This window comes from Lentzea roselyniae, assembly GCF_039537795.1.
GTDB classification, from domain to species: domain Bacteria; phylum Actinomycetota; class Actinomycetes; order Mycobacteriales; family Pseudonocardiaceae; genus Lentzea; species Lentzea atacamensis.
In genome coordinates this window covers 288,544-309,285 of the sequence record NZ_BAABBE010000007.1, presented here as the reverse complement: position 1 = coordinate 309,285, position 20,742 = coordinate 288,544, and the positions used below count along the sequence as shown (strand labels likewise).

The 20,742-nt window shown below is 69.5% G+C and carries 15 protein-coding genes and 1 riboswitch; of the genes, 8 read left to right on the top strand and 7 right to left on the bottom strand.

Features of this window, described 5'->3' with window-relative positions; genetic code table 11:
• Nucleotides 1–143: 143 nt before the first annotated feature.
• Complete coding sequence (locus tag ABFX45_RS15465; protein ID WP_109636482.1) at nt 144–539, bottom strand: GNAT family N-acetyltransferase; 396 nt, start codon at nt 537–539, stop codon at nt 144–146.
• Nucleotides 540–628: 89 nt separating this feature from the next.
• On the opposite strand from ABFX45_RS15465, the gene ABFX45_RS15460 reads away from it, so the two are divergent.
• The 4 genes from ABFX45_RS15460 (at nt 629) to ABFX45_RS15445 (ending at nt 5,114) form a co-directional block, all read left to right on the top strand.
• Nucleotides 629–1,141, top strand: coding sequence for a hypothetical protein (locus ABFX45_RS15460; RefSeq protein WP_346130534.1), 513 nt, complete (start codon nt 629–631; stop codon nt 1,139–1,141).
• 64 nt (nt 1,142–1,205) lie between these two features.
• Nucleotides 1,206–2,495 carry a PepSY-associated TM helix domain-containing protein gene (locus tag ABFX45_RS15455; RefSeq protein ID WP_109636243.1) on the top strand — a complete coding sequence of 430 codons (1,290 nt, stop codon included), beginning with the start codon at nt 1,206–1,208 and terminating at the stop codon, nt 2,493–2,495.
• A 195-nt stretch (nt 2,496–2,690) separates the two neighbouring features.
• The gene (locus ABFX45_RS15450; protein WP_170154901.1) at nt 2,691–3,704 is read left to right on the top strand and encodes a YbaB/EbfC family nucleoid-associated protein; all 1,014 of its coding nucleotides are present in this window, start codon (nt 2,691–2,693) and stop codon (nt 3,702–3,704) included.
• A gap of 90 nt (nt 3,705–3,794) precedes the next feature.
• Entirely contained in the window at nt 3,795–5,114 is a 1,320-nt protein-coding gene (locus ABFX45_RS15445; protein WP_346130530.1) for a M28 family peptidase, read from the top strand.
• Between the two features lie 18 nt (nt 5,115–5,132).
• Here ABFX45_RS15445 and ABFX45_RS15440 read toward each other — a convergent pair whose 3' ends face one another.
• Both ABFX45_RS15440 and ABFX45_RS15435 read right to left on the bottom strand, forming a co-directional pair.
• On the bottom strand, nt 5,133–5,999 hold the full coding sequence (locus ABFX45_RS15440; RefSeq protein WP_346130528.1) for an ATP-binding protein: 867 nt from the start codon (nt 5,997–5,999) through the stop codon (nt 5,133–5,135).
• A 36-nt stretch (nt 6,000–6,035) separates the two neighbouring features.
• Nucleotides 6,036–6,920 carry a DUF5829 family protein gene (locus ABFX45_RS15435; protein ID WP_346130526.1) on the bottom strand — a complete coding sequence of 295 codons (885 nt, stop codon included), beginning with the start codon at nt 6,918–6,920 and terminating at the stop codon, nt 6,036–6,038.
• A 58-nt stretch (nt 6,921–6,978) separates the two neighbouring features.
• Here ABFX45_RS15435 and ABFX45_RS15430 point away from each other — a divergent pair, with 58 nt between their 5' ends.
• Entirely contained in the window at nt 6,979–8,043 is a 1,065-nt protein-coding gene (locus ABFX45_RS15430) for a class I SAM-dependent methyltransferase (RefSeq protein WP_346130524.1), read from the top strand.
• Nucleotides 8,044–8,123: 80 nt separating this feature from the next.
• Here ABFX45_RS15430 and ABFX45_RS15425 read toward each other — a convergent pair whose 3' ends face one another.
• Together ABFX45_RS15425 and ABFX45_RS15420 are read right to left on the bottom strand one after the other, a co-directional pair.
• On the bottom strand, nt 8,124–9,737 hold the full coding sequence (locus ABFX45_RS15425; protein WP_346130522.1) for a glycosyl hydrolase family 8: 1,614 nt from the start codon (nt 9,735–9,737) through the stop codon (nt 8,124–8,126).
• Between the two features lie 215 nt (nt 9,738–9,952).
• On the bottom strand, nt 9,953–10,783 hold the full coding sequence (locus ABFX45_RS15420; protein ID WP_346130520.1) for a patatin-like phospholipase family protein: 831 nt from the start codon (nt 10,781–10,783) through the stop codon (nt 9,953–9,955).
• Between the two features lie 64 nt (nt 10,784–10,847).
• A riboswitch (S-adenosyl-L-homocysteine riboswitch) is annotated at nt 10,848–10,928 on the top strand.
• A gap of 13 nt (nt 10,929–10,941) precedes the next feature.
• Between ABFX45_RS15420 and metH the strand changes: the two genes are divergently transcribed.
• The 3 genes from metH (at nt 10,942) to ABFX45_RS15405 (ending at nt 17,596) form a co-directional block, all read left to right on the top strand.
• On the top strand, nt 10,942–14,514 hold the full coding sequence (metH, locus tag ABFX45_RS15415; RefSeq protein ID WP_346130518.1) for a methionine synthase: 3,573 nt from the start codon (nt 10,942–10,944) through the stop codon (nt 14,512–14,514).
• Nucleotides 14,515–14,642: 128 nt separating this feature from the next.
• Nucleotides 14,643–15,677 (top strand): sugar ABC transporter substrate-binding protein, encoded by a 1,035-nt coding sequence (locus tag ABFX45_RS15410; protein WP_346130516.1) that lies wholly within the window; start codon nt 14,643–14,645, stop codon nt 15,675–15,677.
• Nucleotides 15,674–17,596 carry a putative bifunctional diguanylate cyclase/phosphodiesterase gene (locus ABFX45_RS15405; protein WP_146231511.1) on the top strand — a complete coding sequence of 641 codons (1,923 nt, stop codon included), beginning with the start codon at nt 15,674–15,676 and terminating at the stop codon, nt 17,594–17,596. The genes ABFX45_RS15410 and ABFX45_RS15405 overlap by 4 nt, the downstream gene beginning before the upstream one ends.
• A 90-nt stretch (nt 17,597–17,686) precedes the next feature.
• On the opposite strand, the gene ABFX45_RS15400 is transcribed toward ABFX45_RS15405, so the two are convergent.
• Both ABFX45_RS15400 and ABFX45_RS15395 read right to left on the bottom strand, forming a co-directional pair.
• Complete coding sequence (locus ABFX45_RS15400; RefSeq protein ID WP_346130514.1) at nt 17,687–18,628, bottom strand: phosphotransferase; 942 nt, start codon at nt 18,626–18,628, stop codon at nt 17,687–17,689.
• A gap of 68 nt (nt 18,629–18,696) precedes the next feature.
• Complete coding sequence (locus ABFX45_RS15395) at nt 18,697–20,580, bottom strand: glycoside hydrolase family 44 protein (protein ID WP_346130512.1); 1,884 nt, start codon at nt 20,578–20,580, stop codon at nt 18,697–18,699.
• Nucleotides 20,581–20,742 lie beyond the last annotated feature (162 nt).

Here is a 20,742-nt window from a genome sequence, read left to right as displayed (position 1 = left end):
CGCCCGCACGATCAGGGGTGATGCGCGCGCAACACCCGGCTCCGCGAACGATTCCCGCAACCGTAGGATTCACGATCTCCGATCCTGCGGCGGGACGACGAGATCAGCCAGATCCGGTCGTGCCCACTCCGTTGTGGGTGCGTTCACCCACAGGCGTCGCGGTTGCGCAGGATCATGCCGGTCAGCGCCGTCATGCCGAGGCGCTCGTAGTACGGCTTCAGCGACTCGTCACAGACGAGGTCCACGGAGTACAGGTGCTCGGTCCCTGCAAGGATCCGGCGCATCAGCTCGGTGCCGATGCCCCGGCCCTGGAACTCCGGCCGCACCTCCAGCCACGGGATGAACGCGGTCAGCACCCCGTCGCTGATCATGTTCACGAAGCCGGCGACGCTGCCCTGCGAACGCGCGATCACGACGCGGTAGCTGCCTCGCAGCACGGCGAGGTGCTGGGCGGGAGAGGGTGACTTGGGCCACCCCGCGAAGAACCCGGTCAGATCGTCCTCTGCGAGGTGGCTGACGTCGCTCGTGTACGAGATCATCACCGCAGCATCTCACCAGCAGAATTGAACCGTTCGGCCAGATCTTTCGTGGGTGTGAATCCGCCTCACCCGGCGGTTAAGCTCCGCGCGTGACCCAGTCGACAGCTCCGCTGCGCCGTGCGCGCTGTGCCGCTGTCGGCGTCGTCACCGGGTCGCTCGCCGTTCTCGCGCACTCGAGCGCGGACGGCCACCTGCCCGACGCCGGTCTGGTCTTCTCGCTCGTCGCGCTGCTGACGTGGGCGTGCTCCGGCTTCGCCCGGCACGAGCTCACGCCCGGCAGGCTGCTGCTGCTGGTCGGCGGCGGCCAGCTGGCGATGCACCTCATGGTGTCGCTCGCCGCGTCCCGTCACGAGCACGAGACCAGCCCTGCACGCATGGTCGCCTCTCACGTCGTGGCCACCGTGCTGACCGTCGTCGTCCTCGCCGTCGCCGAACGCACGGTGCTGACGGTGGCCCGCGCCATCGCGTCGGTCCTCCCCCGCAGGCTCACTCCCCTGCCCGCGTCGGCCCCTCTGGTCGTCGCCACACCGCGGCTCGTTCCCGCCGTGGTCGTCTTCCTGGACGTGCTGTCGTGGCGCGGTCCTCCGGCTGAACAGGTCTGAATCCCCTTCACAGGGCCGTCTTCCGGCGGTCCCTGCACCTGTTCACGCCCATTGGAGCCGTGCCATGACCACCACAGCCGCTCCGCCGCGCACATCGTTCGCGTGGCGGGGACTCTTCCTGCGCCTGCACTTCTACGCCGGCGTCCTCGTCGGCCCGTTCGTGCTGATCGCCGCACTGACCGGCGTTCTCTACGCCCTGACCCCGCAACTGGAGTCGTGGGTCTACTCCGACCAGCTCCGCGTCCCCGTCTCCACCCAGCAACTCCCGCTCTCCCAGCAGGTCGACACCGCTCTCGCGACCGCACCGCAGGGGACGCTCGTGGCCGTCCGTCCCGCTCCCGAACCCGGTGACACGACCCGCGTGCTGTTCGCCGAGGAAGGCCTCGGCGAGTCCGAGCGCCGCGCCGTGTTCGTCGACCCCGGCACCGGGCGCGTCACCGGTGACCTCGTCGTCTACGGCACCAGCGGCGCGCTGCCGTTGCGGATGACGTTGAGCCAGCTGCACCGCAACCTGATGCTCGGCGAGCCGGGCCGCCTCTACAGCGAGCTCGCCGCGTCCTGGCTGTGGGTCGTCGCGCTCGGCGGTCTCGTCCTGTGGATCACCAGGCCGCGCAACAGCAAGCGCGTCCGCACGCACGGCCTGATCGGCGTGTGGGTGCTCGCCGGCGCGCTGTTCCTGTCCGCCACGGGCCTCACGTGGTCGGCCTACGCGGGTGAGAACGTCGCGACGCTGCGCCAGTCCCTCGGCTGGACCACGCCGTCGTTGAAGATCGCCGGCGGCAGCGGTGATCACGGCGACCACAGCGGGCACTCCTCGGCCGGCTCCGGTCACGGCGACGTCGACACGGTGCTCGGCACCGCCCGTGCCGCGGGCATCGACGCCAAGCCGCTCGAGATCGGCCTGCCCACCGCGCCCGGTGGCGCGTGGAAGGTCACCGAGATCGGCCGTGGCTGGCCCACGCAGGTCGACGCGGTGGCGATCCAGGACGGCGACGTGGTCAGCTCGGTGAAGTTCGCCGACTACCCGATCGCCGCGAAGCTGACCAGGTGGGGCATCGACGCGCACATGGGTGTGCTGTTCGGCTGGGTCAACCAGCTCGTGTTGCTGCTGCTCGGCGGCGGGATCGCGGCACTGGTCGTGCTCGGCTACCGGATGTGGTGGAAGCGAAGGCCGACTCAGGGCTTCGGCCGCCCTGCACCGCGCGGCCAGTGGCGCAAGGCTCCTCCGGCCGCGCTGGTCGGTCTTGGCGTCGGCGCGCTGGTGATCGGCTGGTTCGTGCCGTTGCTCGGCATCAGTCTCGTGATGTTCCTGGCGGTCGATGTCCTGCTCGGCAGGCGCGCGAAAACGGCCTGACACAACGGATCGGTGTGGCGCGCGGGCTCGGGCGCCACACCGTCCACAGTGGACAAGGCTTGCCTGACCTGGACATTTACGGCATATTTACGGGCAGGTGCGCCGGGAAGCCTGGTCGGCCCGCACGTCACACCTCGTGACGGCGGAGAGCTGACGAGGGGCGCGCCGATGACACTCATTCCCCACGCCATTCCTATGATCAACGATCCTCAGGTCGTGCACGCGCTGGCCGCCCGATGGCGCCGCACCAGGACGTTGCTGCTGCTCGCCGCCGGTGTTCTGCCCGTGGCGATCGGTCTCGTCTGCATCGTGCTCGCCGGCATGACCTCGGCCGGGCAGCGGATCATGCCGTGGTGGTCGGCGATTCCGGCCGTCGCCGCGGCAGCGTGCGCGTGGGCGTTGCTGACCTGGTTGCGCCGCAACGGGTTGAGCGACCCGCACTCGTGGTTGCCCGCCACCACGCTGATGACGGGCGCGCAGCTGGTGCTCGGCGTGCTGCCGGGCTCTGGCATCGCGTTGCGGCTCAGCCCCGGCGCGGCGCTGGCGGTGAAGGCGTTGTGCGCGGCCGGTGTGCTCGGCGCGGGCTCGGCGGGTGTGCTCGCCCGGCTGGCCAGGCGCTCGCTGCTCGGCGCTCCCGTGCTCGAACTGGGCTCCACCGCGTTCCCCCTCGTGCTGGTCGGCCGGGGTGCGCGCATGGTGATCGGCACCGACCGCGTCGACTGGACGACCCGGCAGGGCGGACGAGTCGACACCGGGGTGTCCTTCGCCCGGATCCAGCGCGTGACCACCGAGGCGAACGCCGTCGTGCTGCACACCGCGTCCGGAGCGTGGACCGTGCCGGTGTCCGATCCGGCGACCGCGCTCGCCTTGCTGCGCCGCCGGCTCGAGTGGTGGGAGGAGCGCCGCGTGGCCGCCGTCGAACGCGAGCGCCGCCGGTACGACGACCTGGTCCGGTTGCTCGTGGCGATCAGCGGCGAGGCGACGCGTGGCGGTGTCACGGTGACCGTGGACTCGAACGGCGTGACCACGGGCATCTCGCTCAGCCCGGCGGTGCGCGACCTCGACCCCGACGTGCTGGCGGCACACCTGATGGCGTGTGTCGAGCGAGCCCGGTCGGACGCGCGGCGGCAGGTGCAGGACCTCGTGCTCGGCCACGCCTCCTCCGACGACGAGCTGATCGAGGACGTCACCGTGATGTCGGCGGCCTGACCCCGCGAAAGCCAGCCACAAGTCGGTTGCCCGGACACACCCGTCCTGCCTACGTTCGCGGGGCTGGTACATCGGGAGATGGGGGACGACATGCGCAGACGTGACTTCCTCGCCGCGGCGGCAGGGGTCGCCGCCGTGGTGGCCAATCCCGCGAGCGCGCTCGCGGCGACCGAACAGAGACCGGGGGCGACGGGCCTGCCGGACCTGGACCTCGGCGACTTCCCCGTCGTGGCACGGGTCCGGGCCCGCAAGGCGCTGGAGCATCTGAAGGTGCTGAGCGACAGGATCGGGCCGCGGATCGGCGGTACCGCGTCCGAGCACCGGGCCCGCGACTACCTGGTGCGGGAGCTCAGGTCGCTGCGCTATCAGGTGTCGACGCAGCCGTTCACGGTGCCGGACAAGTACCTCGCCGAGATCAACTCGACCTGGCAGGCCGGCGCCTCGCGGTTCGGCTCTCTCGGCGTCACGGTGACGGCGCCGTTCGTCGAGGTGGTGGACGGCCAGCTGCCGGACCTGACGGGCAAGATCGCCTTCTACGTCAACGCTCCCGCCGGATCCGCGCCGACGCACGCGGCGATCGAACGGGGCGCGGTGGCGGTGATCCTCGGCCGGATCTCCTCGGGGACGGGCAAGTCCAGCGCGTTCTCGCCCACCCTCGACCGCAACGTCACGGTGCCCGTGATCGGGCTTGCCCAGGTGCACACGGAAAAGCTGCGCGCACAGGGCTCCGGCCAGCTGACGATCAGCACCACGCACCACCCGAACCTCACGTCCTACAACGTGATCGCTGAGCGGCCGTCAACGTTCCCGTGGCAGGACAACGGCGTTGTGATGGTCACCGCGCACTACGACAGCGTGCCGGGCTCACCGGGTGCCAACGACGACGGCAGCGGCACCGTGCTGTGCCTGGAGCTGGCACGCGTGCTGCGCTATCTGCCCACGCACAGGGCGATCCGGTTCGCGTTGTGGGGTTCGGAGGAACAGGGGCTGCTCGGGTCGCGGTACTACGTCTCGCAGCTCCCGCCGGAGGAGATCGCGCGGATCAAGGGCGTGTTCCAGAACGACATGGTCGCCACCAGCCACGACCCGGCGACGGCGTACTGGTTGCTGTCGGTGGACGGCGCGGACAACGCCACCACCAGCGCGGTGCGCGCGGCGGCCCAGCGACTCGGCTACGACCCGCGGGTGCACGGGCCGGTGGCACGCGGGTCGAGCGACCACGTGCCGTTCCACGAGAAGGGCATGGCGTCGGCGAACTTCAGCTGGCGCGGCGAGGGCGGGCCGGCGCAGCTGGAGCCGATCTACCACACGCCGGAGGACACGATCCGCGACAACATCAGCCTGGAGCGGTTGCAGGTCTCGCTGGAGCTGATCGGCGCGGCGGCCTACCGGCTCGCCTGCCAGCGGTAGACCTCGGCACCCGCGCGGTCAGCGGCTCACGTCGAGCACCGCGCGGGTGAACGCCTCCGGCGCCTCCTGCTGGACGTTGTGCCCGATGCCGTCGAGGATCCGGTGCTCGTAGCGTCCGGTGAACCTGTCGCGGTAACCGGCGCCGCTCTTGTTCGGGCCGTCGAAGTCGCTGGCGATCGTGATCGCCGGCACGCTGATCACGGGCCTGTTCTGGAGCTTGCGCTCGAACCCGTCGTAGCGGTGCTCGCCTTCCGCGAGCTGTGAACCCCGGCCGCGCTGACCGCGCCCACACCGAGCTGCTGCCGCTGATGTCCAAGTTGCGCAGGGCGAACCAGCTCGTCGGTCCGCTGCGCGAGGCGCTCGGAGACGTGCTGGGCAGAGGAGGGTGTCGGCGGCGTCGGGAGCCAGCGGTTCCACGGTGAGCGCCGGCACGCCCGCGAACATCGGGATGCGGGCGGCGGCGATGAGCGTGGCGCCGGACAACCGGCGGGCCACGAAGCCCAGGACGTCCTGGCTCGCCTGGTCGAGCCAGTGCGCGTCGTCGACCAGGACGACAGGCTTGGCCGTGCTCAGCAGGTCGAGCGCGGCGAGGCCGACCAGGTGGACGGGCGGTGCTGCGCCGTCGGAGAGACCGAAGACGACTTCGAGCGCGTCCCGCCGCGCACCGGACAAGGTGGACAGATCGAGGAACGGGTGCAGGACCTGGTGCAGACCGGAGTACGGCAGGTCCCGCTCGGCCTCGACACCGGTGACCAGATGACCGTCGAGCGGCCGCAACAACGCGGACTTGCCGACTCCGGGCTCGCCGACGACCAGCAGAGACCCGCCCGAGGCCCCCAGCGCGGCCAGCCGTTCCTGTTCCCGTTCACGTCCGACCAGCGACACCGGCCCCCGTTCGTTGCTCCGTGTGGACCAAGAGTGTCAGAAGGTCCAGGCGGCGTGCGCGCCCGGACCGACGACCAGCGTCGAGTTGCCGAGCCGCTGCACATGGCGCTCCGCCGCGTGGTTCAGCTCGAACTGCACCCGCTTGAGCCCGGTCTGCCCCAGCGCCACCTCGTCGAGCCGGATCGTCACCCCGCCGCGCGACGCCACGACACCACCCGGCTCCGTCCGCACGAAGAACCCGCCGGTCCGCAGCAGCGGCATGGTCGTGGCGAGATCCCGCGCGGTCACCGCGATCCGGATGAAACTGATGTTGCGCATCAGCTTGTCCCGGTAGCGCTCGGGGAGGTAGCGCTCGCGGGTCACGTCACCGGGGAAGCGCGCGGGACCCGTCTGGCTGCGCGGATCGGCGAAGTACTCGTCGCGGTACTCCATCGCCCAGGCGCCGAACCTCTCGTACCGCTCGACCGGCAACAGCGCGTCGAACCACGGCACCGGCTTGTGGTCGCCGAAGTCGCGCGTCTGCAGGAAGTCGATCGGCGTCACGCCGGAGGCGACGAGGCGGGCCTTCACCGTGTCGATGTCGCCGTCGCGTTCGGTCGAGAGAGCGAGGGCCGCCGAGCCCAGTTCACCGTCCTGGCCGGCGATGTCACCGACGCCGAAGATCTCCAGGTAGGTCTCCTGGCCGCGCAGGTAGCGGCCGGTCCACTTCTCACCGCCGGCGCCGGTCGTCGTGCGCACCTCGAAGTCCGCGAAGTCCCGCAGGTACGGGGAATGCTCGATGGCGTCCGCCGTGGCGCGGTCGAGCGTTCCCCGGGCGTGGTTGTAGTACAACAACTGCCGCTCCATCGCCTGCGCCGGCCCGGCACCGACCACGACCAGCAGGAGGGTCAGGATCATGCAGAACAAGCGTCGGTTCCCCATGGAACGATCCTAGGACAGGGGCACTCAAGCCAGGCTCAAGTCGCACGAGGGGGACTTTGTGTTCGACACCGCACGGTGGACGGTTCTCGCGCCGCTGCTGCAGGCCGCCGGCGCGGGCCGCGACCTGCTCGACGACACGATCCGCCGGCTCACCCCCGAAGCCGTGACGCAGGTGGTGCTGAACGAGATCGGCGAGCACGGCGTCCGGCTCGACCTGCACTTCGACGGACGCACCACGAGCCACCTGCGGACGGACGCCGACGTCGTGGTCTCGCTCAGCCTCACCGACGCCGTGCGCGGCCTGTACGGCACGGACGAACGGCCGTGGCCGAGTCTCGCCGTGCGGACCGCGTTCGCCGAGCTCGACGAACGCGGCCCCGGCGCGTGGTTCGCGGGCCGCAAGGGCATCGCGCGGGACGTCCAGAGCCTGCTGTCCGCGCTCAAGCCGGGCAGGCAGGACCTCGGCGAGCTGTCCGTGACGTTCGGCTCGGACAAGTGGGGCGACCTGCACTGGTACACCCAGCACTACGAACGGCACTTCGCCCGCCTGCGCGACGAACCGGTGCGGGTGCTGGAGATCGGCATCGGTGGCTACGCCGACCCCGACTCCGGCGGAGCCTCGCTGCGGATGTGGCAGCGGTACTTCCGGCGCGGACTCGTGCACGGCCTCGACATCGCGGAGAAGAACGTCACCGGCCCGCGGATCATGACCGTGCGGGGCGACCAGTCCGACGCGGAGTTCCTCGGCAGGCTGGGCGAGGAACTCGGCCCGTTCGACGTGGTCATCGACGACGGCAGCCACCTCAACGAGCACGTGCGGATCTCGTTCCACGCGCTGTTCCCGCACGTCCGGCCGGGCGGGCTCTATGTCGTCGAAGATCTGCAGACCGCGTACTGGCCGCGCTGGGGTGGCGACCCCGAGGCGGGTCCCGGCACCTCGATGAGCATGCTCAAGTCCTTTGTGGACGGACTGAACCGGGCGGAGGTGCGCGACCCGCAGGGCGAGGGTTCGCACCTGGAACGCGACATCAGCGGAATCTCGTTCCACCACAACATCGCGTTCGTCGAAAAAGGACTCAACGCCGAGGAGGGCGGGCCGGTCTTCCTGCGCACCCTCTTCTAGAGCGCCGCGGGCGACGTGGACCCGCTGGAACCCCGCCCCCGGGTCGAGGTCGACCTGGGAGCAGGGCGGAGTGACTCGGGTCAGGGCACCCAGTGGTTGCCGGTCACCGTGATCATCACCTGGAGCTGGATGCTCGACGCGAAGTAGTCGTCACCGCCGATCGGCGTCGCCAGCATCTTGTTCCACAACGCGTCCAGCCACGCCTGGCTGCCGGAATCGGTCGCGGCCGCCACCGCGAACGGCGCGGTGTACGCCGCCGAGACCTCGCTGGAGAGCTGCGTGCCGTTCAGCTGGTAGCCGACCCGGATGTTGCCGGGATTGCCGCCGGTCTTGGACTTCACCCACGAGTTGAGCTTGCGGGCCGCCGCGAGCGATGTGGAGTCACCGCTGGTCACGGCATCCGCGCCGATTCGCCACGGCACCCGGCAGGCGTTCCACCAGTACTTGCCGTCGCCCAGCTCGTCCTCCAGCACCTTGCCCGCCGGCGGGCGTGGCGTGGAGTTCGTGTTCTCCACGAAGTCCGGCAGCAGTCCGGTGCCCGGCGCGAAGTTCTGCTGCATCCTGGTGATCAGGTTCTGGTGGGCGCTGCGGATCGTGTCCCACGCCGAGTCGCCGGTCGCCTTGCGGAACGCGCGGAAGTGGTCGGCCATCCAGTCCGACGACCGGGTCACGTAGTAGCGCGGGTCCGAGCTGGTGGCCCAGTCGCCCGGCCGCAGCAGCTTCGTCGTCGGGTTGATCTCGCTGCGCTTGATGGCGTTGATGTGCCGGATCGCGAGCTCTTTGTAGTTGTACGTGCCCGCGCTGCCCCACTGGCGGTCGGCGAGCAGCAGCCCGTACGCGACGTCCATGTCGCCGTCCGTCGCGGCGTCATCGCCGTTGACGCTGACGCACCGGTCGTCCTGCTCGGCCGCCATCAGGTCGGGGTCGATCACCGACGGGTGGTCGATCTTCCACTTCACGAAGCCGTCGAAGATCCTCTTGGCGTCGGGGTCGGCACCCGCCATCGTGGCGACGATGACCATGCCGTAACCCTGCGCCTCGGCGACGTAGTCGTGGTCGGCGTCGGCCGCCAGCACCTGGGACCAGGCGCTGTTGCAGTTGTGCCTGAGGAACGCGGACTTCCAGCGCTGGTAGTAGTCGACCACGGCGGCGTCCAGAGTGGACGTGCTGCCGGACGGGCGCAGGATGCCGGCCGCGTAGGGCTGTTTCCTGCTGCCGAACGGGTAGCCGATGCCAGGCGTCGGTGGCGTGGTGGTGGTCGTCGTGGGCGGAGTCGTGCCGCCGGCCACGCCGTAGATCTCGAGCTCCCACAGCGAGTAGCCGTAGGGCGTTCCGCGTGCCGTGCCGTAGACCCGCACGTACCGGCCGGAACCGGACACGGTCAGGTCGTCGACCGCGCCGTCTCCGGTGGTGGTCGAGAAGATGTCACTCCACGCGGAGCCGTCAGGGGACGTCTGCACGCGGTACGCCCTGGCGTACGCGACCTCCCAGTTCAGCTTGACCCGGCTGATCGAGTGCGTCGAACCGAGATCGACCCGGAGCCACTCGGGATCGTGCCCTTCCACGGAGGCCCAGCGGGTCGACGTGCTGCCGTCGACCGCCTTGGCCGCCTCGAACCCGGAGCCCTCGATGGAGGACGCCAGGACCGCCTTGCCGCGGGAGACCAGTGGATCCGCCGCCGATGCACTGGTCATCCCTGCCACGACGAGGCCGAGCACGAGCCCGAACGCCGCTAACGCCCCTAAAGCCGATCTTCTGCCCACGATCGCCTCCGGCAATTGGTTAACAAACCATCCAATGCGAGTGGATGGCGACCGTAAGCGCGGGAGACGCCGCAGACAAGAGGTATTGACCAGTTACCACCTGCGAAAACGGTTACAAACAGCAGCACTGCTCGATCGGACAGCGGCTAGGCCCAAACGTCACGGACCGCCTCGGCGATCGAGGCGGCCTGCTTCCTGCCCGCCTCGGCGGCGGGCCTGCGCCTGGCCGGATCCAGCAGGTTCGGCCCGATCGCGGCCAGCGCGGCCCGGTCGGGGCTCACCACGACGGACGGCACGCCCAGCCGGGCGGCCTGCGCTCCCGGTGTCGCCGCCCGGCTGGCCGCACGGGTCAGCGGTGCCACGACCACGACCCGCGAGCACCCGGCGGCGAGATCGACGTTGGCCGCGGACCGCATGCCGCCGTCCATGTACCGGTGGCCGTCGATCGTCACGGGCGGCCACACCAGCGGCACCGCGCAGCTCGACGCCACGGCCTTCACCAGCGGTACCCCGCTGTCGCGGTCGAACGCGACGAACCTGCCGTCCGCGGTGTCGACGGCGGTGACCTTCAGCGGGCGGTCCGGCCAGTCCTGAATGGACAGCCGGTGCTTGAACACCTCCAGCCGCGACTCCTCCGACGGCGTGCGGGCCTTCACCGCGGCCCTGCCCAGCCGTGCCCGCTTCCGCGCGGGAGATCCGGGCATCACGTAGGACAGCGCGTAGCGGACCAGCATCCACGTGGTCAGGCGGGCCGGGATCTCCCCGTCGGGCGGCAACAGCTGACCCGCGTACAGGTCGGCGAGCGGGACACCGCCCGCCAACTGCGTGGCCACCACGGACCCGGCGGACGTCCCCACGAACAGGTCCGCATCTGTCAGGTCGACGCCCGCTTCTGCGAGTCCGTGCAGAATCCCTGTCTCCCAAGCGATTCCGGTGACACCACCGCCACCCAGCACCAACGCCCGTTTCCCGGTCACGGAGTCCATCCTAATAAGTGAGACGGCTTCCTGCCCCATGGTCGTCCTTGGTAGCCTTGAACGCGAGGCCGAGAAGCGCTGCAACGGGCCCTGGAGCCCGCCACGCTCGGCCTTGCACCACCACGAACAAGGGCGCTTCCGACTTTTCGGGAGCGCGCGTGGATGGTCTCAAGTCCCTGCTGAACCGGCGGATCGCCGTGCTCGACGGCGCCTGGGCCACGATGTTCCAGCAGGCGAAGCTCTCCCCCGCCGACTACCGCGGAACCGAGTTCGGCGAGCACCACATGGACGTCACCGGCGACCCGGACCTGCTCAACCTCACCCGCCCGGACGTGGTGCTCGACGTGCACCGGCAGTACCTCGCGGCGGGCGCGGACATCACGACCACCAACACGTTCACGGCCACGTCGATCGGCCAGGCCGACTACGGCCTGCAGGACCGCGTCCGCGACATGAACATCGCCGGCGCCCGGCTCGCCCGCCAGGCCGCCGACGAGTTCGGCGGGAGGTACGTGGCCGGCTCGGTCGGACCGCTCAACGTCACCCTCAGCCTGTCGCCCAAGGTCGACGACCCCGCGTTCCGCACGGTCACGTTCGACCAGGTCAAGGACTCCTACGCCGAGCAGATCGCCGCGCTGCACGCCGGCGGCGTCGACCTGCTGCTCATCGAGACGATCTTCGACACGCTCAACGCCAAGGCCGCCATCACCGCCGCCCGCGAGGTCGCCCCCGACCTGCCGCTGTGGATCTCCGTGACGATCGTCGACCTGTCCGGGCGCACGCTGTCCGGCCAGACCGTCGAGGCGTTCTGGAACTCGGTCGAGCACGCGAAGCCGCTCGTCGTCGGCGTGAACTGCTCGCTGGGAGCCGAGGAGATGCGCCCGCACGTCACCGAACTCGCGCGGCTCGCGGACACCTACGTCGCCTGTCACCCCAACGCCGGTCTGCCCAACGCGTTCGGCGGCTACGACCAGACGCCGGACGAGACCGCCGCGCTGCTGCGGGACTTCTCCGGCAAGGGCATCGTCAACATCGTCGGCGGCTGCTGCGGCACCACCCCCGCGCACATCAGGGCCATCGCGGAGGCGGTCAGGTCCGAGCAGCCGCGTGAAGTCGTGGAACCCCGCAACACCAGCAGGTTCAGCGGCCTGGAGACGTTCGAGATCGGTCCGGACACCGGCTTCGTGATGATCGGTGAGCGCACCAACGTCACGGGTTCGGCGAAGTTCCGCAGGCTGATCGAGGCCGACGACCACCAGGCGGCGCTCGCGGTGGCGCTGGAGCAGGTGCGCGGCGGCGCGAACCTGCTGGACGTCAACATGGACGCCGACCTGCTCGACGGCGAGCAGGCCATGACGACGTTCCTGAACCTGATCGCGACCGAGCCCGAGATCGCCCGCATCCCGGTGATGATCGACAGCTCCCGCTGGGGCGTGCTGCGGGCCGGCCTCAAGTGCGTGCAGGGCAAGGGCGTCGTCAACTCGATCAGCCTCAAGGAGGGCGAGGGCCCGTTCCTGGAGCAGGCGCGCACGATCCGCGACTACGGCGCCGGCGTCGTCGTGATGGCGTTCGACGAGCAGGGCCAGGCCGACACGACCGAGCGCAAGGTCGAGATCTGCGGCCGCGCCTACGACCTGCTGACGCAGCAAGCCGGATTCCCCGCCGAGGACATCATCTTCGACCCGAACGTGCTCGCGGTCGCCACCGGCATCGAGGAGCACAACGGCTACGCCAAGGCGTTCATCGACGCGTTGCCGCTGATCAAGCAGCGCTGTCCGGGTGCGCGCACCAGCGGCGGCATCTCGAACCTGTCCTTCTCGTTCCGCGGCAACGACGTCGTCCGCGAGGCGATGCACTCGGCGTTCCTGTTCCACGCCGTCAAGGCGGGCCTCGACATGGGCATCGTCAACGCCGGCCAGCTCGTGGTCTACCAGGACATCCAGGCCGAGCTGCTGGAACTGGTCGAGGACGTCATCTTCGACCGCCGCGAGGACGCCACCGACCGGCTCGTCGCACGCGCTGAGACGGTCAAGGGCCCCGGCCAGAAGCGCGTCGTGGACCTGTCGTGGCGCGAGGCCCCGGTCGCCAAGCGGCTGGAGCACGCGATCCTGCACGGCGTCGTCGACTTCATCGAAGAGGACACCGAGGAGGCCCGTCAGGCGCTGCCGCGTCCGCTGGACGTGATCGAGGGTCCGCTGATGGACGGCATGAAGGTCGTCGGCGACCTGTTCGGCGCCGGCAAGATGTTCCTGCCCCAGGTGGTGAAGAGCGCCCGCGTCATGAAGCGCGCGGTCGCGTACCTGGAGCCGTTCATGGACGCGGAGCCCAAGGCAACGGCCGGCGGCAACGGCAAAGTCGTGCTCGCCACGGTCAAGGGCGACGTGCACGACATCGGCAAGAACATCGTTGGCGTCGTCCTGGGCTGCAACAACTACGAGGTGATCGACCTCGGCGTGATGGTTCCGGCCGCGCGGATCCTCGACACCGCGATCCGCGAGCACGCCGACGTCATCGGGCTGTCCGGGCTCATCACACCGTCGCTGGACGAGATGGTCTCGGTCGCGGAGGAGATGCAGCGGCGCGGCATGAAACTGCCGCTGCTGATCGGCGGCGCCACCACGTCCCGCCAGCACACCGCCGTGAAGATCGCCCCGGTCTACGACGAGCCGGTCGTCCACGTGCTCGACGCGTCCCGGGTCGTCGGCGTCGTGTCCGACCTGCTGGACGACCGGCGCGGCCACGAGCTGAACATCGCGAACCGGGCAGAGCAGGCACGGCTGCGCCACCAGCACGAGAACCGCAAGCAGTTGCCGTTGCTGAGCCTGGAAGCCGCGCGCGCAAACGCGGAAAAGGTCGATTTCAGCGAATTGCCGACGCCCGCGTTCACCGGTACCCGCACGATGACTCCGGCACTGGCGGAACTGCGCGAGTTCATCGACTGGACGTTCCTGTTCCTCGCCTGGGAGCTCAAAGGCAAGTTCCCCGCGATCCTCGACCAGCCGGTGGCGCGCGAACTCTACGACGACGCCACCGCGTTGCTGGACGAAATCATCGCAAAGGACCTGTTCGAGGCAAAGGGCGTCTACGGCTTCTGGCCCGCGCATTCCGCCGGTGACGACATCCAGCTCGACAACGGTGTGCTCATCCCGATGCTGCGCCAGCAGACGCAAAAGCAGGTCTCACGCCCGAACCGCTCGCTGTCCGACTACGTGGCACCGGAAGGCGACCACATCGGCGGCTTCGCGGTGACGATCCTCGGCGCGGAGAAACTGGCCGCCGAGTACGAGGCCAGGCACGACGACTACCGCGCCATCATGGTGAAGGCGCTGGCAGACAGGCTCGCCGAGGCGTTCGCCGAATGGATTCACCTGCGGGCCCGCCGCGACTGGTTCGAGCCGGACGCCGAGCCGGTGGTGGCGGACCTGCACGCCGAACGGTTCCGCGGCATCCGGCCCGCGCTCGGCTACCCGGCCTGCCCGGACCACACGGTGAAGCGGGAACTGTTCGATCTGCTGGGCGCGGAGGAAATCGGGGTCGGCCTGACGGAGTCGTTCGCGATGAACCCGGCAGCGAGTGTGAGCGGGCTCATCTTCCAGCACCCGGACGCGAAGTACTTCACCGTCGGACGCCTCGGCCGCGACCAGGTCGAGGACTACGCGCGCCGGTACGGCAAGCCGCTGGCCGAAGTGGAGCAGTGGCTGCGGCCGAACCTCGGTTACGAACCTTCCTGATGTTCCCGTAACGTGAAAGCGCTTCCCGTTATTGGCAGGCGTCATCCCGATTTGGCACCGAGCGATGTAGCATCGGCCGCTCTGGAGAGATCACTCACCCGTCTTCTCGAGCGAGCCCGAGGTCATCCATGCGAGCTGCGGCGCTGGCGCTGAGTCTGGTGCTGTTATCCGGGTGCGGTGGCGCCGCGAAGTCCGACGCGCTGCCGCACGTGGGATTCGTCGTCAAGAGGACCGGTGGTTCCTTCGCCCAGGAGATGACCAGCGGGTTTCACGAGGGTGTCGGCCGCATCGGCGGTGTCAGCGCCACCGTGACCGGGCCGCCCGGCCAGGACGGGCACAAGGAAGTCGAGTTGTTCGCCGATTTGACGCTCGCCGCGAAAGGCGGAATCGCGGTCGCCACGTCCGAACCCGCGCTGATGGCGCCCGCCATCGGGGACGCGCTCGGCCAGCACGTCGCCGTGGTCGGCGTGGACATGCGACTCACCGCGAGTTCCGGCGTGAAACTGCACATCGGTAACGACAACTACGAACTCGGCGAAAAGCTGGCTGACGAGTTGATGCGCCGATTGCCCCCGGACGCGACCGGAACAGTGGTGCTGGGAAACACCTCGCCGGGACTCGCCGGGTTCGACGACCGGGCAGAAGGCATTCGGGGGCGATTTGCCGAGAAGCTACCGGGAGTATTGGTGCTGGGGCCGTTCGACACGCAACGTGACGATGAAGCGAATCGTGACGCGTGGCGCCGGCTCGTGGCCGCGAACCCGGACGCACTGGCGTTCGTTGGGACCGGTGACTGCGACGGGGTGAACCTCGCAGCGATCAAGACCGAGAAGTCGGCGAGGTGGCTGGTGGGCGGTTTCGGGGTCGACCCGAGAACGTTGCAGGCGGTGCGGGACGGGGCCATGGTGGCGACGATCTCGCCTGAGCACTACCTCAAGGGCGCTGTGGCGGGCTGGCTGCTCGCGCGGCACGCGACAGGTGCTGGGGGGTTACCCGAGGGCTGGGTCGAGACACCGGGGCTGACGGTGACCACCGCGAACCTCGAGCAGATCCTGCACCGGCAGGAGTCGGAGAAGGCGCGCAGGGCGTTCTTCCAGCCGCAGATCGACACCTTCGTCGAGGACCCGGCGAGCTGGGTGCGACCGTTGGAGCAGGCACGGTGAGGCTTTGGGAGGGCCGCGCCACCGCACGGGTGGCGACGGCAGGGCTGACGACCGGGCTGCTGGCCCTGGCGGGACTGGCGCTGTGGAGCAGCGTCAGCGCGCAGGCGACCACCGCACACGTGCGGCAGCTCAACGACTCCAGCGAGCGGTGGAGCCGCGTGCTGGAGCACATCGACATCGCCGACAACGCGTTGCGGGACCTGCAGGTCGCCCGCACACCGCAGACCGTCGAGCCGTTGCAGAACTCGGTCGGCTCCGCACGTGGTGAGCTGGAGTGGCTGCGCACTCAGGGCCAGCCCGACGACATCGCGGAAGCCACCAAGCTGCTGCCGCTGTACGACCAGACCTCGGACATGCTGCGCAAGGTGATCGCGGGCCAGGACCCGCTGCAGGCCGACCAGGCGAACCTCGCGCACTCGTCGTTGCGCCGCCAGATCTCCTCGACGATCGGCGACAAGCGCCTCGACACCACCGAGTACCTGCGGACCGCCGACGAGAAGAACTCGAGGCTGCGGGTCGCCCAGATCATCGCGTTCGTGCTGGACGCGTTCCTCGTGGCGCTGTTCGGCATGGTGCTGCTCGGCCATCGCCGCAAGATCCTGCGCCAGGCCGCCAAGAACGAGCACGAGGCCCACCACGACGCCCTGACCGGGCTGGCCAACCGGACGCTGCTCGCGCGCCGGATGGAACAGGCCGTCACCAAGGCGTGCAAGAAGAACGAGCCGCTTGCCCTGCTCATCGTGGACCTCGACCGGTTCAAGGAGGTCAACGACTCGCTCGGGCACCACTCCGGTGACCTGCTGCTGCGTCAGGTAGCCAACCGCCTGTCGTGGGCGGTGCGGGACACGGACCTGGTGGCGCGGCTGGGCGGCGACGAGTTCGCCGTGCTGCTGCCCGGCGTCGGCTCGGCGGACAACGCCCGCATGGTCGCGGACAAGATCCTCTCCGCGCTGGCCATGCCGGTCACGCTGGAGGGCCTGGAGCTGGAGATCGCGGGCAGCGTCGGTGTCGCCATGTGTCCCGTGGACTCGATGGACGGCCACGAGCTGTTGCGGCACGCGGACATCGCGATGTACGCGGCCAAGCGCGACAAGTCCGGTGTGGCCGTCTACGACGCACGCCTGCACGAGCGGGGCGCGTCCCAGCTCACCGCCGTCACGGAACTGCGCCACGCGATCGACCGCGGCGAGCTGTTCCTGCACTACCAGCCCAAGGCCCTGGCCGACACGGGCGCGGTGTGCGGCGTCGAGGCGCTGGCCCGCTGGCAGCACCCGACGCGCGGCCTCGTGCGCCCCGACGAGTTCATCCCGGTCGCCGAGGAGAACGGCCTCATCGAGCCGTTGACCCGCTACGTGATCGACGCCGCGCTACGCCAGTGCCGTGCCTGGCAGGACGCGGGCTGGGAGGTCCCGGTCTCGGTCAACGTGGGCGCGGCGTGCCTGCTGCACGCCGAGTTCCCCGGTGACGTCGCCGACCTGATCAAGCGCCACGGCCTGCCCGCTCGCCTGCTGACGCTGGAGATCACCGAGTCGGCGATCATCTCCGACCCGGACCGCGCGGTGGAGGTGCTGCGGGGCCTGACCGAGCTCGGGGTGCGGCTGTCCATCGACGACTTCGGCACCGGCTACTCGTCGATCTCCTACCTGCGCAGCATGCGCGTGCACGAGATGAAGCTCGACCGTTCGTTCGTCACGCACATGTGCACCGACGCTGGTGACAGCGCTATCGTGCACGCGCTGGTGGCTCTGGCCCGGAACTTCGGTCTGCAGGCCGTTGCCGAGGGTGTCGAGGACCAGGACACCTGGACGGCTTTGGCCGAGGCCGGCTGCGACGTCGTCCAGGGGTACTTCCTCAGCGAGCCGTTGCCCGCCGAGGAAGTCGTTTCCTGGCTGGGAGATCGGGCGGCGGCTCACGCGTAGTGCGGTGAGCACTAACCTTTGCCGCGTCTTTCGCCCCTCAGACGGGTGCATCGCGGTGCTGAGCGGTGAAAGGCGCGGTGAAGATCGTGGTCACCGCACGTAGGGTTCAGTGCCCCGCCACTGGTTGATGAACGGCTTCATGGACTCGACCATGGCGGGCAACTGGTCCGCGCACGACAGGTAGGCCATCACCCGGATCGCGCCGACCGCGTTGACGAACCTGAGGACGTCCTTGTCGAGCGGCCTCAGGCCGTTCTTCGCGGCACCGCGGTTGTAGGCGGCTTCGAGCTCGGGGCCGAGGCCGCCCAGGTCCCACTCGACCGGGCCCTTGGTGACGAGCTCGAAGTCGGAGAACAACGGCCCGTTCGTGCTCGCGAAGATGTTCGCCGGCGGCGAGTCGCCGTGGATGGGCTGCAGGTCGATGCCCGGAAATGCCTTCTGGAACTCGGTTTCGTCGCTGACGAGCGGTTCCAGCACCTGCCACTCCTGCTTGGCCCGCTGGAGATCCGCGGAGTCGACGACGTCCGGCTGGCTCTCGAGCCGGTCGAGCCCTTCCCGGACGAACCGCGGTTCGGCGGAGGACAGGAAGTCCAGCTCGCCGGGGTAGTCCCGCAGCGCCTTGTGCAGGTCGGCGGCGAGCTCGGAGTTCCTGACGTAGTCGGGTTCGCTGCTCTTGTCCTCGTCGGTGAACGGCCAGAACGTGATCGAGAAACCGTCCCGCTGCACGGGCTTGCGCGGCACGAGCGGGCTCGGCGCGATCACCGGTGTGCCCTGGTCGTGCAGCCACTGCGCGACATCCAGTTCCTGCTGCTGGCGCCTGGCAAGGTCTTCGAGGGTCGTCGTGTGCGGCAGGACCGTCGGGATGCGGGCCACCACCGGCGACGGCGCGAGGTGGACGACGACGGAGAACAGCTCGTAGAGCACCTTGCCCTCGGTGATCTCCAGGCCGAGCTCGCGACCTGCTGCCACAGCGGCTTCCTTGGCCGCGTTGCTGCGCTTGGCGATGTCTTCCGGGGTCGCGAAGTCTGTCATGGCACGATCGTGTCACGACCCCGCGGACGGACGCAGATCATTTGTCGAGGGCCTGCGGGAGCCGCCGCTCAGGTGGGGCTGCAGGTCAGTCTCGGTGCCGCCGCCGGACCGGTGGCCGCGAACCCGAAGGTGGTGCTGCCACCCGCGCCGATCGAGCCGTTCCACCCGGCATCCGCGGCGACCACGCCGGTACCGTTCTGCTTCAGGGCGGTGTTCCACGAGTTGGTGACCTGCTGGCCGGCCGGCCACGTCCAGCTGACCCGCCACCCGGCAATCGCGGTGCTGCGGTTGTTGGTCACCGTCACCGTCGCGACGTGTCCAGTGCCCCACTCGCCGTTGGTCTGCAGGCTCGCCGTGCACCCGGCCGGCGGCAGGACCAGCAGCGTGATCGAGTTCGCCGGATACGTCGCCTCGACACGGCCGTTGGTCACCTGGAGATCGCTGCCGCGCACGATCGCACCCAGGTTCGCCGGACCGTAGGTGAACCGCTGCGCCGCACCGGTGCTGTCGAACCCGGCCACCGACAGCGGTGAAGTCAGGTCGTCGCCGGTCTTGTTGACGACCATGACGGTCAGGGCGTTGTCGGACGAGCGCTGCGCCGCGTACACCGCCAGCTTGCCCTGGTCGCCGGAGTTCGCCGACACGCTGGTGTCACCGAACCGGCTGCCCGCGCCGTCGTAGTTGCGGTACATCCGGAACGCGTACGCACCCGGATCGGTCGGCTTGGGCTCGCCCCACATCGTGGCGAGGTCGAGGCCTTCACGTCCGAAGATGCCGAGAACGTCGGCCTGCGCCAGCGCGCCGTTGATGTCGTCCAGCGCGCCCCAGTTGTACTCGGTGATGGCGGTCTTGGTGCCGGGGTAGTACTGGTTGATCCACGACTTCATCGTGCGGATGAACTGCAGCGGCGGCGCGTTGACCCCGCCGGGGCCGATCCAGGACTCCTCGACGTACGTGGGGTCCCACAGCGACCGGGTGGACCGCAGCCGCCATGCGTTGGCCTCCGGGTCCTTGCCGCCGCTGATCTGCGGGTAGAAGTGCTGGTCGAAGTAGTCGAGGTAGCGCGTACCACCATGGGCGTCGCTGTAGTCCTTCATGTTCTTCAGGTACCACTGGGAGAGGTTGAGCCCGCCGTGCGCGGCCGAGTCGGCACCCGGCCCGCAACCGTCCACTCCGGACGCGACCCACTCGCAGTAGCCCCAGCCGGACGGGCCGAGGACCGCCGCGCTGGGATCGGCGGCCTTGATCGCGGCGGCGGTCGCCGTGCCCTTGCCGCCCAGTTCGTCGTACGAGACCAGCTCGGGGTGCACGTCACGATGCGTGTGGGCCCACAGCACCGGCTCGTTGTCGAGCTCGTAGATCGGCACGCCACCCTGCGCCGCCGTGCCGAACCTGTCGACGAGGTGAGACACCATCTCGCCGGCGAACGCCGCGTCCGCCCGGATCGAGGTGTCGGTGGGCACGCCGGTGAGGTTCTGCCCGTTCAGCTGGCCGTTGCCGCAGTTGGGGTCCCACTCGTCGAACCTGTCCTGCTGCGGGAACCGGGTCGCCGGGAACCCGCAGGCGAACGGGTGGGACGACGGCGAGTCCTTGGCCACCCAGCCGATCATGGGCACGGTGACGACCGGCTTGATGCCGCGGTCGAGGTTGGACCCGACCATTCCCTCGAGGGAGCGCGCCTCGTCGGCGACGATGTTCTCGAAGAACCAGTCACTGCCGGTGTTGTAGGTGCGGTTCTTGAAGTTGTAGCGGCTGGACGTGTTGCCACCCCAGCGCGCCACCGTCTGGCCGATCTCGGCGTTGAACGCCGGATCGCCGCCGTTCAGACCGTAGATGCCGGGGCTGATCGCGTGCCGCGCGGCGGACACGTCCACCGACAGCTCCGGCCCGGTCGCCGCCGCCGCGGTCGTGGCTGCGTGGACCGTGAACGTCGCTGCGACAAGAGACGCCACGAGACTCGTGGCCGTGACCGATCGCACCTTCTGCCATCGACGAATACCGGCCACAGACGCCCCCGACCCAGTGCGCGGATATTTGCCCACAGGACGCTCGCGGGAAGTGTGGAATGCGTCAAGCACTGGTAGTCGAATCGATGGCGTTCGAGTCGAAAAACG

Coding starts and splice junctions, on each gene's coding strand:
- ABFX45_RS15410 (WP_346130516.1), top strand. CDS start 14,643: ATGCGAGCTGCGGCGCTGGCGCTGAGTCTGGTGCTGTTATCCGGGTGC.
- ABFX45_RS15400 (WP_346130514.1), bottom strand. CDS start 18,628: ATGACAGACTTCGCGACCCCGGAAGACATCGCCAAGCGCAGCAACGCG.
- ABFX45_RS15450 (WP_170154901.1), top strand. CDS start 2,691: ATGATCAACGATCCTCAGGTCGTGCACGCGCTGGCCGCCCGATGGCGC.
- ABFX45_RS15465 (WP_109636482.1), bottom strand. CDS start 539: ATGATCTCGTACACGAGCGACGTCAGCCACCTCGCAGAGGACGATCTG.
- ABFX45_RS15435 (WP_346130526.1), bottom strand. CDS start 6,920: ATGGGGAACCGACGCTTGTTCTGCATGATCCTGACCCTCCTGCTGGTC.
- ABFX45_RS15425 (WP_346130522.1), bottom strand. CDS start 9,737: ATGACCAGTGCATCGGCGGCGGATCCACTGGTCTCCCGCGGCAAGGCG.
- ABFX45_RS15455 (WP_109636243.1), top strand. CDS start 1,206: ATGACCACCACAGCCGCTCCGCCGCGCACATCGTTCGCGTGGCGGGGA.
- ABFX45_RS15445 (WP_346130530.1), top strand. CDS start 3,795: ATGCGCAGACGTGACTTCCTCGCCGCGGCGGCAGGGGTCGCCGCCGTG.